Annotated in this window: 12 protein-coding genes; 9 read left to right on the top strand and 3 right to left on the bottom strand. The window is 71.5% G+C overall.

All coding sequences use genetic code 11. The annotated features are described in order from the left end of the window. The first annotated feature begins 139 nt into the window (after positions 1-139). From PQI07_RS22905 to cysN, 3 genes are read left to right on the top strand one after another with little or no spacing between them, the layout of a single operon-like run. A complete protein-coding gene (locus tag PQI07_RS22905; RefSeq protein ID WP_043351853.1) occupies positions 140-964 on the top strand; it encodes a phosphoadenylyl-sulfate reductase in 825 nt (274 codons plus the stop codon). Next, entirely contained in the window at positions 961-1,923 is a 963-nt protein-coding gene (cysD, locus tag PQI07_RS22900; protein ID WP_274927491.1) for a sulfate adenylyltransferase subunit CysD, read from the top strand. Before PQI07_RS22905 ends, cysD begins: the two co-directional genes overlap by 4 nt. Beyond that, positions 1,923-3,329 (top strand): sulfate adenylyltransferase subunit CysN, encoded by a 1,407-nt coding sequence (gene cysN / locus PQI07_RS22895; protein WP_043386873.1) that lies wholly within the window; start codon positions 1,923-1,925, stop codon positions 3,327-3,329. The genes cysD and cysN overlap by 1 nt, the downstream gene beginning before the upstream one ends. Positions 3,330-3,568: 239 nt before the next feature. On the opposite strand, the gene PQI07_RS22890 is transcribed toward cysN, so the two are convergent. After that, positions 3,569-4,606 carry a fumarylacetoacetate hydrolase family protein gene (locus tag PQI07_RS22890; RefSeq protein WP_274927490.1) on the bottom strand — a complete coding sequence of 346 codons (1,038 nt, stop codon included), beginning with the start codon at positions 4,604-4,606 and terminating at the stop codon, positions 3,569-3,571. A 108-nt stretch (positions 4,607-4,714) separates the two neighbouring features. Then, positions 4,715-5,740, bottom strand: a complete 1,026-nt coding sequence (locus tag PQI07_RS22885; protein WP_043386869.1) for an LLM class flavin-dependent oxidoreductase — start codon at positions 5,738-5,740, stop codon at positions 4,715-4,717. Between the two features lie 201 nt (positions 5,741-5,941). Here PQI07_RS22885 and PQI07_RS22880 point away from each other — a divergent pair, with 201 nt between their 5' ends. The 3 genes from PQI07_RS22880 to PQI07_RS22870 all read left to right on the top strand — a co-directional run bounded on the left by PQI07_RS22880 (position 5,942) and on the right by PQI07_RS22870 (position 9,173). After that, positions 5,942-7,144, top strand: a complete 1,203-nt coding sequence (locus PQI07_RS22880; protein ID WP_043386866.1) for a pyridoxal phosphate-dependent aminotransferase — start codon at positions 5,942-5,944, stop codon at positions 7,142-7,144. A gap of 578 nt (positions 7,145-7,722) precedes the next feature. Beyond that, positions 7,723-8,106, top strand: coding sequence for a hypothetical protein (locus PQI07_RS22875; protein ID WP_043386864.1), 384 nt, complete (start codon positions 7,723-7,725; stop codon positions 8,104-8,106). 113 nt (positions 8,107-8,219) lie between these two features. Continuing rightward, positions 8,220-9,173: a DMT family transporter gene (locus PQI07_RS22870; protein WP_043346933.1), complete on the top strand. Its 954-nt coding sequence runs from the start codon at positions 8,220-8,222 to the stop codon at positions 9,171-9,173. 30 nt (positions 9,174-9,203) lie between these two features. Here the strand turns inward: PQI07_RS22870 and PQI07_RS22865 are convergent, their stop codons facing one another. Further along, positions 9,204-9,473: a hypothetical protein gene (locus PQI07_RS22865; RefSeq protein ID WP_043346930.1), complete on the bottom strand. Its 270-nt coding sequence runs from the start codon at positions 9,471-9,473 to the stop codon at positions 9,204-9,206. A gap of 333 nt (positions 9,474-9,806) precedes the next feature. On the opposite strand from PQI07_RS22865, the gene ileS reads away from it, so the two are divergent. The 3 genes from ileS to PQI07_RS22850 all read left to right on the top strand — a co-directional run bounded on the left by ileS (position 9,807) and on the right by PQI07_RS22850 (position 14,344). Then, on the top strand, positions 9,807-12,773 hold the full coding sequence (ileS, locus tag PQI07_RS22860) for an isoleucine--tRNA ligase (protein WP_274927489.1): 2,967 nt from the start codon (positions 9,807-9,809) through the stop codon (positions 12,771-12,773). A gap of 232 nt (positions 12,774-13,005) precedes the next feature. Continuing rightward, positions 13,006-13,521 carry a signal peptidase II gene (gene lspA / locus PQI07_RS22855; RefSeq protein ID WP_182592216.1) on the top strand — a complete coding sequence of 172 codons (516 nt, stop codon included), beginning with the start codon at positions 13,006-13,008 and terminating at the stop codon, positions 13,519-13,521. Positions 13,522-13,681: 160 nt separating this feature from the next. Then, complete coding sequence (locus PQI07_RS22850; protein ID WP_043346925.1) at positions 13,682-14,344, top strand: hypothetical protein; 663 nt, start codon at positions 13,682-13,684, stop codon at positions 14,342-14,344. The last annotated feature ends 70 nt before the right edge of the window (positions 14,345-14,414 follow it).

Below are 14,414 nucleotides of genomic sequence, written 5' to 3'. Positions count from 1 at the left end.
AACCGCCGGCCCGACACCGTCAAGCGCGCCGGGGCGCCTTGACTTCGTTCGGTATAGCGAACATTTCCGCCCTTCGACAACAGGCATGGCGCAGGCCGTGGCCTTTCCACCCACCACGCGAACCCCGGGACATGGCGCGATGACCCGTCCGGACCGACAGACGGCCGAAGCCCTCGCGGAGCGGCTGTCCGGGCTCGACCTTCCAGGCCGCCTCCACCTGATCGCCGCCGAGATCCCCGGCCGCCTCGTCTTCACGACGAGCCTGGGCGTCGAGGATCAGGCGCTCACCCACGCCCTGGCCATGGCGGGCCTGGCGAAGGGGCGCGTCGAGATCGTCACCCTCGATACCGGCCGCCTCTTCGCCGAGACCTACGACACCTGGACCGAGACCGAAGCGGCCTACGGCATCCGGATCGCCGCCTATGCGCCCGAGCGCGCGGCCGCGGAGGCGTTCGTTCGGAACGAAGGCATCAACGGCTTCCGGCGCTCGGTGGCCGCCCGGCAGGCCTGCTGCGGCTTCCGCAAGGTCGAGCCGCTGGGCCGGGCGCTCGAAGGCGCGAGCGGCTGGCTCACGGGCCTGCGGGCCGGCCAGTCCGCCAACCGCGCCGAGACGCCGCTGGCCGAGTTCGACCCCGCCCGCGGCCTGATCAAGCTGAACCCCCTGGCCGATTGGTCCCGGGCGCAGGTCGACAGCTTCGTGCGCGAGAACTTCGTTCCCTACAACGTCCTGCACGACCGGGGCTTCCCGTCGATCGGCTGCGCCCCCTGCACCCGGGCCGTGAAGCTCGGCGAGCCCGAGCGCGCCGGCCGCTGGTGGTGGGAGCAGGAGGAGAAGAAGGAATGCGGCCTGCATGTCGGACGCCCCGGGGCGTCGGTGCAGCCCGGCCAGGAGGCCGCCGTTTTCGAGACTTCTTTAAAGACTAACCAAGATCATTCAGCCCGCCAGCCGGAGTTCGCCCGATGAGCGCCGCCCTCGCCGCCACCGTGCCGCCGAGCGCCCCTGCGTCCGCACAGACCTCTGCCGACCGCCTCAGCCACCTCAAGCGGCTGGAGGCCGAGGCCATCCACATCTTCCGGGAGACGGTCGCCGAGACCGAGAACCCGGTGATGCTCTACTCGATCGGCAAGGATTCCTCGGTGCTGCTGCACCTCGCCCTCAAGGCCTTCGCGCCCGGGCGGCTGCCGTTCCCGCTGCTCCACGTCGACACCACGTGGAAGTTCCGCGAGATGATCGCCTTCCGCGACGCCCGCGCCAAGGAACTCGGCCTCGACCTCCTGATCCACACCAACCCGGACGGGCTCGCCCGCGGCGTCGGACCGGTGAGCCACGGCTCCGAGGTCCACACCGACGTGATGAAGACGCAGGCCCTGCGGCAGGCCCTCGACAAGCACAAGTTCGATGCGGCCTTCGGCGGCGCCCGCCGCGACGAGGAGGCGAGCCGCGCCAAGGAGCGGATCATCTCCCTGCGCACCGCGCAGCACCGCTGGGACCCGAAGCGCCAGCGCGCCGAGCCTTGGCACCTCTACAATCTCAAGAAGAAGCGGGGCGAATCCCTGCGGGTCTTCCCGCTGTCGAACTGGACCGAGCTCGACATCTGGCTCTACATCGAGCAGGAAAACATTCCGATCGTGCCGCTCTACTTCGCCAAGGAGCGGCCCGTGGTGGAGCGCGACGGGCAGCTGATCATGGTCGACGACGACCGGCTGCCGCTGGCGCCCGGCGAGACCCCGCAGCAGCGGCTCGTCCGCTTCCGCACGCTCGGCTGCTACCCGCTCACCGGCGCGGTGGAGAGCGACGCCGCGACGCTCCCCGAGATCATCGGCGAGACGCTCGCCGCCCGCACCTCGGAGCGCCAGGGCCGGGTGATCGACAAGGACGGGGCCGGCGCCATGGAGCGCAAGAAGCAGGAGGGCTATTTCTGATGACGGTGCACCAGGCTCCCACGGCCTTCGCCGATCGCGCCTCCGGCTACGCGGCTTTCCTCACGGCCCACCGCAGCAAGGCGGTGCTGCGCTTCATCGCCTGCGGCTCGGTGGATGACGGCAAGTCGACCCTGATCGGGCGGCTCCTGCACGACACCAAGCAGATCTTCGACGACCAGATCTCGGCCCTCCAGCGCGATTCGCGCAAGCACGGGACGCAGGGGCAGGAGGTGGATCTCGCGCTGCTGGTGGACGGCCTCCAGGCCGAGCGCGAGCAGGGCATCACGATCGACGTCGCCTACCGGTTCTTCTCCACCGACAAGCGCTCGTTCATCGTGGCCGACACGCCAGGCCACGAGCAGTACACCCGCAACATGGCCACCGGCGCCTCGACGGCGGACGTGGCGGTGATCCTGGTCGATGCCCGCCAGGGCCTGACCCGCCAGACCCGGCGCCACGCGCTGCTGGTCTCGAATCTCGGGATCCGCCGGGTCGTGCTGGCGGTGAACAAGATGGATCTCGCCGGCTGGGCGCAGGGCACCTTCGACGGCATCGTCGCGGGCTTCTCCGACTTCGCCCGGGATCTGAACTTCGCCGAGGTCAAGGCGATCCCGCTCTCGGCCAAGAACGGCGACAACGTCGTGGAGCCGGGCATCGCGGCGCCCTGGTACACGGGCGGCCCCCTGCTCGCCTACCTGGAGACCGTGCCGGTCCGCGCCGAGGCGCTGAACGCGCCGTTCCGCATGGCGGTGCAGTGGGTCAACCGGCCCAATTCCGAGTTCCGCGGCTACAGCGGCCGGATCGCCAGCGGCCGGGTGCGCCCGGGCGATTCCGTGACGGTCCAGCCCTCCGGCCGGACCTCGACCGTGGCGCGGATCTACACCGCCGACGGCGACCTGCCCGAGGCCGGCGAGGACGAGTCGGTCACCCTGGTGCTGGCCGACCAGATCGACGCCTCCCGCGGTCAGGTGATCGTGGCCACCGACGCACCGATGCGGGTCACCGAGACCCTCGACGCCCGCCTGTTCTGGGCGGCCGAGACCGATCTCAGCCCGGGTGCCAGCCTGTTCGCCAAGATCGGCACCGCCACGGTCACCGCGACCGTGGAGCGGATCATCTCGCGCATCGATCCAGAGACCGGCAGGCCCGGCCCGGCCGAGCGCCTGTCGGCCAACGACATCGCCGACGTGGCCCTGCGCCTCGACCGGGCGGTGGCGGTCGACGCCTACGCGGAGAACCGCGAGACCGGCAGCCTGATCCTGATCGACCGCGAGACCACCGACACGGCGGCGCTCGGGCTGGTCCTGGCGCCGAAGACGGAAGCGGCCAAGCCGGCGACGCCCGATGCGAAACCTGCGGAAGGCGGCGGCTTCCTCGCCCGTCTCGGTCGCCTGTTCGGGCGCTGAGGACGGCCGGGCGCGCGACTGGTTTCAGGATCGGGCGCGGGTCCCCTCTCCCGTGCGGGAGAGGGACAGGGTGAGGGATCAGGTCTGTCCGGAGAGGGCTCGACCTGACTGCGCGGCAAGGACGGGCTCGATCCTGTGGCGTCTCGTCCCTCACCCCAACCCTCTCCCGCACGGGAAAGGGGGCCGGTCGCTTGCCGCGCCCGTGTAGGCGCAGCGGACCGGGCCGTCGCGCAACGCGATCAGACCAGCTTGAACCGCAGCGCCCCGAGCCCTTCCAGCTCCGAGACCACCTCGTCGCCGGGCTTCAGCCACGCCCGGTCCTTGCGCGGAGTCTTCTCGCCGAAGATCACCCCCTGCGGCGTGCCCGTGTAGAAGATGTCTCCCGGCTTGATCGTCATCACCTTGGACGCGAAGCTGATCAGCTGGCGGCAGTTGAAGATCATGTCGTTGGTGCTCCAGTCCTGGCGCACCTGGCCGTTGACCAGCGTCTTGAGCTTTAGGTTGTTCGGGTCCTTCACCCGGTCGGCGGTCACCAAGTAGGGGCCGAGCGGCGCGAACCCGTCCGAGGTCTTGCCGATCATGAATTGCGAGGTCAGCGTCTGGAGATCCCGGGCGCTGAAATCGTTGCCCGTGCAGTAGCCGGCGAGATAGTCGAGGGCGTCCGCCTCGGACACGTTCCGGCACTCGCGGCCGAACACCATCACCAGCTCGGTCTCGTAGTCGAATTCCCGCGCCGCCTGGGTCGGCAGCGTGATCGTGCCGCCGTGGTGGTTCAGGGCGTTGTTGTACTTGTTGAACAGCGGCGGGTCCTTGGGGATCGGCGTGCCGGTCTCCTCCGCGTGGTGGCGGTAGTTGAAGCCCATCATGATGATCTTCTCGGGCCGCGTGACCACCGGCGCGTAGGCGATGCCGGATTCCGCCAGCATGAAGCGCCCGTCGGGGGCGGCCTCGACCGCGTCGATCAGCGCCCGCAGCGCCGGGCCGCGCCCGTTCTGGAGAAGGTCGTCCATGTCGGTGGGAACCGGCATCCCGAGCGCCCGGCCGGCGGCTTCGACGTCGAGCACGCCGTCCCTGGTCTTCACGCCCAGGGCGTAGCCGTCGCCGCGGCGCATGTTGAGCAGGATCATGTCCCGGGGCATGCCGACGGGCGGCGGCGCCGCCGGCGCGGTGTTGGGCGCGGTCTTCGGAGCCGCCGTGCGCTCCTCGGCGGCCCGGGCCGGCGCCGCGGCGGCGAGGCCCGCGGCCGTGGCGGTCAGGAATTCGCGTCGGTTGCCCATGCTGCCTCTCCTCCGGTCGGCCCGTCTGGTCGCGGGCGTGATCCGGGCGGGAGCCTGCACGGCCGGCGGCGGCGCCGCCAGGACCCCGCGGCGGGGGCCGGTGACGGCTCAGGCCGCCTGTGAGGCGGCGCCGAGCCCCCAGGCCTGCGCCAGCAGCGCGTAGGATTCGTGCCGGGCGGCTTGGTCGGGGATCGCCGTGACGACCATCAGCTCGTCGGCCTGCGTGCGCTGGACCATGTCGGCGAGCCGGGCCCGCAGGGTCTCGGGGCCGCCCACGTGCAGGCGGTCTCGGCCGCGCGCGATCTGCATCCGCTCGGCGTCGGAATACGGGTAGGCCAGCGCCTCGGCGAGGCTCGGCAGCGGCCGGTACTCGCCCCGCTCCCGCCGCAGCGTCGCCAGCCGCGCGCTGGAGGCCAGCCGCTCGGCCTCCGCATCCGTGGGGGCGCAGATCGCCGCCACCGCCAGGATCGCGTGGGGCTTCGCGCCGAGCCGCGTCGGCTGGAACCGGTTCCGGTAATCCAGCATCGGCGGCTCCGCGGGCATCCCGGAGAAGTGCTGCGCGAAGCCGAAGCCGCAGCCGATCTCGGCGGCGAGGCGAGCGCTGTAATCGGAGGAGCCGAGCAGGAAGATCGGCGGCAGCGGCACCCCCGCGGGGCTCGCCTCGATCCGCGCGAACGGATGCCCCTCCGGGAAGCCGCCGTCCCAGAACAGGAGCTCCTGCAGGCGGTCGAGGAAATCGTCCCCGCCGCCCTCCCCCGGCGCCTCCCGGCGGCGCAGCGCCCGGGCGGTGAGGCCGTCGGTGCCGGGCGCGCGCCCGAGACCCAGATCGATCCGGCCCGGGAACAGCGCCTCCAGCACCCGGAAGCGCTCGGCCACCATCAGCGGCGCGTGGTTCGGAAGCATGATCCCGCCCGAGCCGACCCGGAGGTTGCGGGTCTCGGCGGCGATCTGGCCGATCATGATCTCGGGGGCGGGGCTCGCCACGTTGGGCAGGGCGTGGTGCTCGGCGAGCCAGTAGCGCCGGTAGCCGAGGCCGTCGACGTGGCGGGCGAGCGCCAGGGTGTCGTGCAGGGCCTGCGCCGGGGTCGAATCGGCGCCGACGAAGGAGAGGTCGAGGACGGAGAGCGGAGTCATGGACAGGATCTGGTAACGACGATCCCGCAAAGCGAGAGCGGCCGCGCAGGCGAGACCTGCGCCGCGCGCCCGGCGCGAGATCCGGCTTCGTGCCGCGCACCGCCTTGCCGGCTCAGCGTCCCGGGCCTAGGGTCCGCCGCGCCGCAAAAAGGGGCGGCGAACGGGCATTCCTCGCCCACGCAATCCGGAGCACCGCACGCCATGGCTCTCCTCGCCGACGTCCTCTCGCGGGTGAAGCCGTCCGCGACCATCGTGATGACCCAGAAGGCCCGGGACCTGAAGGCCTCCGGCGTCGACGTCATCAGCCTGTCGGTGGGCGAGCCCGACTTCGACACGCCCGAGCACATCAAGCAGGCCGCCATCGCGGCGATCCACCGGAACGAGACCCGCTACCCGCCGGTCTCCGGCATCGTGCCCCTGCGCGAGGCGATCGTGCGCAAGTTCAAGCGCGAGAACGGGCTCGACTACAAGGTCTCGCAGACCATCGTGGGCACGGGCGGCAAGCAGGTGCTGTACAACGCCTTCCTCGCCACCCTGAACCCCGGCGACGAGGTGGTGATCCCCCGCCCCTACTGGGTGTCCTACCCGGAGATGGTCGGCCTGTGCGGCGGCACGCCGGTCTTCGCCGACACCGACATGGCCAACGGCTTCAAGCTCCAGCCCGAGGAGCTCGACCGGGTCCTGACGCCGAAGACCAAGTGGATCGTCCTCAACTCGCCCTCGAACCCGTCTGGGGCCGCCTATTCCCGCGCCGAGATGAAGGCGCTGACCGACGTGCTGCTCCGCTATCCGGACGTGCACATCCTCACCGACGACATCTACGAGCACCTGACCTACGGCGATTTCGAATTCGTCACCCCGGCCCAGGTCGAGCCGCAGCTCGTCGAGCGGACGCTGACCATGAACGGCGTCTCGAAGGGCTACGCCATGACCGGCTGGCGCATCGGCTACGCGGCCGGGCCGGAGACGCTCATCAAGGCGATGGATTTCGTCCAGGGCCAGCAGACCTCCGGCGCCAGCACGATCGCGCAATGGGCCGCGGTCGCTGCCCTCGACGGCCCTCAGGATCACCTCGCCACGTTCCGGGCAGCCTTCCAGGGCCGGCGCGACCTCGTCGTGTCGATGCTCAACCAGACCAACGGCCTGACCTGCCCGACGCCCGAGGGCGCGTTCTACGTCTACCCGTCCTGCGCGGCGCTGATCGGCAAGAAGACGGAGGCCGGCAAGACCATCGAGACCGACGAGGACTTCGTCATGGAGCTGCTCCAGGCCGAGGGCGTGGCCGCGGTGCATGGCTCGGCCTTCGGGCTCGGCCCGAACCTGCGCATCTCCTACGCGACGTCGAACGCGGTGCTGGAGGAGGCCTGCCGGCGTATCCAGCGCTTCTGCGGCTCGCTGCGGTAGGGCCCTCCGGGCGATCCTGACCGAGCGCGGACCCCGGTCCGCGCTCGGCGTGACGGGGCTCGCGCCCGCGCTCTTGCCCGCGCTCTCGGGGGCGCCCTCCGGTCGGCCGCGGGGCCCGCTGATACGCTTCGCCGCGGCCGCGGCGGCGCGCGGATCGCCGCGCGGGCCACCGAAACGGTCCCGCCTCTGTTGCCGGCTCGGCTGTCACCCTCTACACGGGCTGTCCCCAGCGGCCGATGCGCCTGAAGGTTTCGCGAGCCCGCTCGGGCCTGCATGGCAGCGGGGTCGGCAGTGACGGGGCGGTCCGGACCAGTTCTCTGGACCGTTCCTGTGAGGCTCAGTGGGCCGAGTCGCTGCAGGAGTGTCGGGAGCGCGGGGAACAGGAACCGCGGGTTCGGCGCAAGGCCCACAAGATTCCCCGTCGACCGAGCGCCGGAGCCGTCCCGACGCCGCGATCTGACCCGTTCCGGGACAGGGCCGAACGCGACGGTTGCGGCTTCGTTCACGCTCCCGCGCGATGATGCGTCCGGGCCGGGGATCCGGTTCCGCGTAACCGCGTTCTCTCGGGCCTGACGACCATGCGAGCCCTGCTCACCAGCGGCATCAAGGCGATCCTCGGCATCGCCGCGCTCTCCACCGCCGCCCACTGGACCTTGCGCGTGCAGCGCGAGTCCGCCGCGCCCGCCACCGCAACGGCGCGCCCGGCCGAACCGACCGTGACCGGCTCCATCGAGCCGCGCCGGGTCGAGCGGGCCGCCGCGCTGGTCCCCGCCTCGGTGCCGGCCCCTGCGGCGGCGGTTCCGGTGGCGGCCGCGCGCGCCGCTCCGGGGCTCGACCAGTCGCATCTGGCCGCCCTGATCGCCGGCGCCACGCCGCCCAAGCCGAAGCTCGCCAAGACCGCGACCAAGACGGCCTCCGCCGAGAAGACGGCCTCCGCCGAGAAGGCCGCGGTGAAGCGCTGAGCTCCGCCCGGCCCGGGCGATCGTGCGGGCTGCATGGTTCCCCTGCGCGGCGGCGGATACCGGCGAAGCGCCGGGCGTGGCAGTGAACCGGCCTCTACCGAGATGGGTCAGGCATGAGCACGCAGGTCGCGACCTCCGTCCCCGATGACATCGGCGCGCCGCGCGCCGCTCCGGAGGTCGACCTCGCCGGCCGCCGACGGATCGTCGGGATCGCGCTGATGTGCGGGGCCGTCGCCTTCTTCGCCAGCCTCGATGCCTGCGGCAAGACCCTGGCGCGGGCCGGCGTCGACCCGCTGGTCACCACCTTCATGCGCTACGCGGCCAGCGTCGCCATGATCTCCCTGTTCATCAACCCGGTGCGCACGCCGGGCGTGGTGAAGAGCCGGCGGCTGCCGTTGCAGATCGTCCGCTCGCTGCTGCTCTTCGCCTCCACGGCCCTGAACTTCCTGGCCCTGCGCTACCTGCAACTCGCCGAGACGATCTCGATCCAGTTCGCCGCGCCGCTCACCGTGGCGCTGCTCGCCGGGCCGCTGCTCGGCGAGTGGTCGTCGCGGGCGCGGCTCATGGCGATCGGCGTCGGCTTCCTGGGGGTGCTGGTGATCGTGCGCCCGGGCGTGGGCGGGATGCATCCGGCCGCGCTGCTGTGCGTCGCCAACGTCGTGGTCTACGCCTTCTACGCGATCATCACGCGCAAGCTCGCGGCCTACGATTCGACCGCCACGACCATGTTCTACACGGGGCTCGCGGGCCTCGCGCTGATGGCCCCGCTCCTGCCCTGGATCTGGACGAGCCCGGCGAGCCTGACCCACTGGGCCCTGCTGTTCGGGGTCGCGCTGTTCGGGACGCTGGGCCACTGGCTGCTGGTGATGGCCCATGCCCGGGCCCCGGCCAACGTGCTGGCACCGTTCATCTACACGCAGCTGCTGTGGTCGGTGACGCTGGGCTTCCTGCTGTTCGGCGACGTCCCGAGCCGCTGGACCGTGGCAGGCGCCATGATCGTCGTCGGCTCGGGCCTGTATCTTCTGGCGCAGGAGACGATCCGCCGGGACACGCGTCCGGCCGCCTGAGGCGGCCGGACGGTCCGGTGACGGATCGGGTCAGCGGCCCATGCGCTCCTGGCGCTCCATCCGCTCCTCGCGGCGGTTCTCGCGCGCACGCCGGGCCGGATCCGGATCGGTGCCGAGCACGCCGCCGACCGTGCCGGTGGCTGCGCCCACCGCGCCACCGACGACCCCGCCCACAGGACCGGCCGCAGCCGCGCCATCCTCGGCACCCCGCTGGGCGCCGCGGGCCGTGCCCTGGGCCTGCGCGGCGCCGGCAAAGGCGAGGGGCGCGAGGGCGAGGGTCGTGATCAGTAGCTTCTTCATGGGTCTGCTCCGGTCATACGGTCTGGGAGTCTCCGCGCCGCCTCGGGGCGCGGAGGATGTGCCTGTTCAACGGTTCAGGCGCCGATTGGTCCCATTCGCGGTCACGGGCGCGTGATCCGCGCTGCCGCTGGCCTCGGGCCGGAGCGGCTGATAGAGAACGGGTCATGCACGCTTCGCGCGCCCTGCGCGGCTTCGGCCGCCCGATCCGAATTACCGGCCCGGCCTCCGCCTGAGGGCCCGCTTCGGCGCGGCCGCGCGGAGGTCCGGGATCCTCCTGCCGCCTGACCCGATTCCGCCGGCCTTTCGCCGGCCCGACCGCCGATGCGAGATCCGATGACGACCCCCGAGACCGCGCCCGCCCGCGACTATTCCAAGACCCTGTTCCTGCCGCAGACCGAGTTCCCGATGCGCGCCGGCCTGCCGGTGCGCGAGCCGCTGTTCATCGAGCGCTGGAAGCGGATGGACCTCTACGGGAAGCTGCGCGCCGGCGGCCAGGGCCGACCGAAATTCGTGCTCCACGACGGCCCGCCCTACGCCAACGGCAACATCCACATCGGCACGGCGCTCAACAAGATCCTCAAGGACGTGGTGGTCCGTTCGCAGACCGCCCTCGGCTTCGACGCCAATTACGTCCCGGGCTGGGACTGCCACGGCCTGCCGATCGAGTGGAAGATCGAGGAGCAGTACCGCGCCAAGGGCCGCAACAAGGACGACGTGCCGGTGATCGAGTTCCGGCAGGAATGCCGGACTTTCGCGGCCCACTGGCTCGACGTGCAGCGCGAGGAGTTCAAGCGGCTCGGCGTCACCGGCGACTGGGACCATCCCTACGCGACCATGGCGTACCCGGCCGAGGCGGTGATCGCCGACGAGCTGATGAAGTTCTCGATGAGCGGCCAGCTCTATCGTGGCTCGAAGCCCGTGATGTGGTCGGTGGTGGAGAAGACCGCGCTGGCCGAGGCGGAGGTCGAGTACGAGGAGCATGTCAGCGACACGATTTTTTGTGCTTTTCCGATCCGGTCCGGCGCCGAGGGTGATCTCGCGCAGGCCCGGGTGGTGATCTGGACGACCACCCCCTGGACGATCCCGGGCAACCGCGCGGTCGCGTATTCCAAGAAGATCGCCTACGGCCTGTACCGGGTCACCGAGGCGCCGGCCGACAACTGGGCGACCCCCGGCCAGACCTATGTCCTCGCCGACAGCCTGGCCGCGACCGTGTTCAAGGCCGCCCGCGTCGAGGCGTTCGCGCGCGTCGGCGACGTGAGCCCGGCGATGCTCGCCGCCCTCACCCTGGACCATCCCCTGGCCCAGCGCGGCTACGGCTTCGCGGTGCCGATGCTCGACGGCGACCATGTCACGGACGAGTCCGGCACGGGCTTCGTCCACACGGCGCCGAGCCACGGCCGCGAGGATTTCGAGCTCTGGATGGCGAGCGGCCGGTCGCTGCGCGAGCGCGGCATCGACACGACCATCCCCTACACGGTGGATGCGGACGGCGTGCTCACCGAGGCGGCCCCGGGCTTCACCGGCACCCGCGTGCTCACCGCCAAGGGCGAGAAGGGCGACGCCAACAAGGCGGTCATCGCCGCGCTGACCGAGGCCGGGGCGCTGATCGCCCGCGGGGTGCTGCGCCACCAATACCCGCATTCCTGGCGCTCCAAGAAGCCGGTGATCTTCCGCAACACGCCGCAATGGTTCATCGCCATGGACCGGCCGGTGGATTCCCTCGGCGACCGGACGCTCCGCGAGGTGGCCCTTCAGGGCATCGACGACACCCAGTGGGTGCCGGCCCAGGGGAAGAACCGCATCACCGGCATGGTCGCCAACCGGCCGGACTGGGTGGTCTCGCGCCAGCGCGCCTGGGGCGTGCCGATCACCGTGTTCGTCCACCGGGAGACGGCCGAGATCCTGAAGGACGAGCGCGTCAACGCCCGCATCCGCGACGCCTTCGCGGCCGAGGGCGCCGACGCGTGGTTCCAGGACGACGCCGCCCAGCGCTTCCTGGCGCCGGACCACGACCCGGCCGCCTACGACAAGGTCACCGACGTCCTCGACGTCTGGTTCGATTCGGGCTCGACCCACGCCTTCGTGCTGGACGATCCGGAGGCCTTCCCGGGCCTCGCCGGGGTCCAGCGCGTCCGCGACGGCGGGCGGGACCGGGTCATGTACCTGGAGGGCTCCGACCAGCACCGCGGCTGGTTCCAGTCCTCGCTGCTCGAATCCGCCGGCACCCGCGGGCGGGCGCCCTACGACATCGTCCTGACCCACGGCTTCGTGCTCGACGGCAGGGGCCTGAAGATGTCGAAGTCCAAGGGCAACGTCGTCGCGCCGCAGAGCGTCATCAAGGATTCGGGGGCCGACATCCTGCGCCTGTGGGTCGCCGCCTCCGACTACACCGACGACCTGCGCATCGGACCGGAGATCATCAAGACCTTCGCGGAGACCTACCGGAAGCTGCGCAACTCCCTGCGGTGGATGCTGGGCTCGCTGGCCCACCGGGTTCAGGGCGACGACGTGGCCTACGCGGACATGCCGGAGCTGGAGCGGCTGATCCTGCACCGGCTCGCCGAGCTCGACGGCGAGATCCGCGAGGCCTACGCGGCCTTCGACACCAAGCGGGTGGTGGCGCTGCTCAACGGCTTCATGACCGGCGACCTGTCGTCCTTCTACTTCGATGTCCGCAAGGATGCCCTGTACTGCGACCCGATCTCCTCGGTCCGCCGCCGGGCGGCGCTGCAGGTGATCGACGAGGCCTTCCGGCGGGTGGCGATCTGGCTCGCCCCGGTGCTCGCCTTCACGGCCGAGGAGGCGTGGCTCGATCGCTACCCGTCCGAGGACGGATCGGTGCATCTCCAGACCCTGCCGGAGACCCCGGCCGCGTGGCTCGACGCCGCCCTCGCGGAGCGCTGGCACAAGATCCGGCGGGTGCGGCGGGTCGTGACCGGCGCCCTGGAGATCGAGCGCGCGGCGAAGCGCATCGGCGCGAGCCTGGAGGCGGCCCCGCTTGTCTACGTCGCGGATCCCGAGTTGCTCGCCGCGCTCGAGGGCTGCGACTTCGCCGACACCTGCATCACCTCCGACATCACGGTGACGGCGGGCGAGGGGCCGGCCGACGCCTTCCGCCTCGACGAGATCCGCGGCGTCGCCGTGGTGCCGAGCCCGGCCGAGGGGCGCAAATGCGCCCGTTCCTGGCGGGTGAGCCCCAGCGTTGGCAGCGATCCGGACTATCCGGACGTGACCCCCCGCGACGCCCGGGCCCTGCGCGAGTGGGACGCGGCGCATCCGGAGGCGAGCGCGGCGTGAAGAGGCGCGCGACGGTGCTCTCCCACTCCTCCCTGCGGGGGAGAGTGGCCCTCGCGTCCGCGAGGGTCGGCAGAGGGGAGCCCGGCTTCCGGTCGCTGCGCGACCGTCTTGAAGCCCACAGCCTTTCTCTGCGCCGTCGCTCCCCCCTCTCCCGCTGCTGCGCAGGGTACCCTCCCCCGCAGAGGGGAGAGGGCGATGCGCCCGCACGGCACGGGTCGCGGGGTCGGCGCCCGTGACCCCCTTCCGCGCCGGCCTTCTGGCCCTCCTCCTCACCCTGGTCCTCGACCAGGCCTCCAAGCTCGGCCTCTATTTCGGCACCGACCTCGTGCTGACCCAGCCCTGGCGGCTGGCGCCGTTCGTCGACTTCGTCGTGGTCTGGAACCGGGGCGTCTCCTACGGCCTGTTCCAGCAGGAGGGCGGGGTCGGGCGCTGGCTCCTCGTGGTCCTGTCGCTCGCCGCCGCGATCGGCCTCGGGATCTGGATGCGCCGGGCCGGCTCGCGGCTCCTCGGCGTCGCCCTGGGGCTCATCGTCGGCGGGGCGCTCGGCAACGCCATCGACCGGGCCGCCTACGGGGCGGTGTTCGACTTCGTCCACCTGCATGCCGGCGGCTGGTCCTGGTACGTGTTCAACGTCGCCGATGCGGCGATCGTGGCCGGCGTGATCGGCCTGATCCTCGACAGCCTGTCCCCGGACAGCCGCAAGGAGCGGCCGCTTCCGTCGCAGGGCGACCCCGCGCCGCGCCTGTGATCCGCGCAACACACAGGTCCACCTGCATGCCTGCCCTGGCGCAACGTGGCCAAGGCGCCATACGATCGCCGGAAACCGGTCTCAGGCCGGAACCCGTCGGATCAGGCCGCGCCGCGGTCATCCCAGAGCCGGACGCTCCGTCCGGAACCCGTGAGGCAGCATGACCGGGCATAGCAGGCTTCGTCCCCTCCTCTCCGCCGCGGTCGTCCTGGCCCCGCTCTGCGCCGGCACCGCGCAGGCGCAGGAGCGCGGCGAATTCATGCGCGACGCGCTGTCGGGCATCGGCCTCTTGGAGAAGCGCCAGGATCCGATCGACTATCACGAGCGCCCGCCGCTGGTGATGCCGCCCAAGATCGACGGCAAGGCCCTGCCCCAGCCCCGGGCGCGCTCCACCAGCACCGCGTGGCCGAAGGATCCCGAGATCGTCGAGCGCGAGCGCGCCGCCGTGGAGCGGCGTAATCCCAGGGGCGCCCAGGCCCAGGGCCGCTACGACGACAACAACGCGACGCTCTCCGTGGATGAGATGCGCGGCGGCCGCCGCGCCGGGGCGGGCCTCACGACCACGGCCGAGCGGAAGCCCGGCGACAACAACCGCGACGACAGCCTGCTCAGCCCCTTCGAGCTCCTGAAGGGCAAGAGCGCCAATGCCGAGCCGTCCGACATCGAGCCGAGCCGCGACACGCTCACGGATCCGCCGACCGGATACCGCCAGTCGCCCAAGAAGCTGGCCCGCCCGCCGTCGAGCGACCCGATCAACAACGCCAGCCGCGAACGCGAAGAGGCGGATCCCGGCGCGTATCTCCGGAAGCGCGCGCAGCAGTGACGGGGGCGCCGTGTCGCCGTTGCAACGACGACGCGGCATGGCAACATGAGATGATCGTCCCGGTACGGCT

Origin of the sequence: Methylobacterium sp. 092160098-2, from assembly GCF_028920805.1 — a bacterium.
Classification (GTDB): Bacteria; Pseudomonadota; Alphaproteobacteria; order Rhizobiales; family Beijerinckiaceae; genus Methylobacterium; species Methylobacterium fujisawaense.
This window is presented reverse-complemented; position numbering and strand designations above follow the sequence as displayed.

Excerpts from the sequence above, each read along its gene's own strand:
- PQI07_RS22905 (WP_043351853.1), top strand. The coding sequence starts at position 140 with ATGACCCGTCCGGACCGACAGACGGCCGAAGCCCTCGCGGAGCGGCTG.
- cysN (WP_043386873.1), top strand. The coding sequence starts at position 1,923 with ATGACGGTGCACCAGGCTCCCACGGCCTTCGCCGATCGCGCCTCCGGC.
- PQI07_RS22850 (WP_043346925.1), top strand. The coding sequence starts at position 13,682 with ATGACCGGGCATAGCAGGCTTCGTCCCCTCCTCTCCGCCGCGGTCGTC.
- ileS (WP_274927489.1), top strand. The coding sequence starts at position 9,807 with ATGACGACCCCCGAGACCGCGCCCGCCCGCGACTATTCCAAGACCCTG.
- PQI07_RS22885 (WP_043386869.1), bottom strand. The coding sequence starts at position 5,740 with ATGACTCCGCTCTCCGTCCTCGACCTCTCCTTCGTCGGCGCCGATTCG.
- PQI07_RS22865 (WP_043346930.1), bottom strand. The coding sequence starts at position 9,473 with ATGAAGAAGCTACTGATCACGACCCTCGCCCTCGCGCCCCTCGCCTTT.
- cysD (WP_274927491.1), top strand. The coding sequence starts at position 961 with ATGAGCGCCGCCCTCGCCGCCACCGTGCCGCCGAGCGCCCCTGCGTCC.
- PQI07_RS22875 (WP_043386864.1), top strand. The coding sequence starts at position 7,723 with ATGCGAGCCCTGCTCACCAGCGGCATCAAGGCGATCCTCGGCATCGCC.
- PQI07_RS22870 (WP_043346933.1), top strand. The coding sequence starts at position 8,220 with ATGAGCACGCAGGTCGCGACCTCCGTCCCCGATGACATCGGCGCGCCG.
- PQI07_RS22890 (WP_274927490.1), bottom strand. The coding sequence starts at position 4,606 with ATGGGCAACCGACGCGAATTCCTGACCGCCACGGCCGCGGGCCTCGCC.
- PQI07_RS22880 (WP_043386866.1), top strand. The coding sequence starts at position 5,942 with ATGGCTCTCCTCGCCGACGTCCTCTCGCGGGTGAAGCCGTCCGCGACC.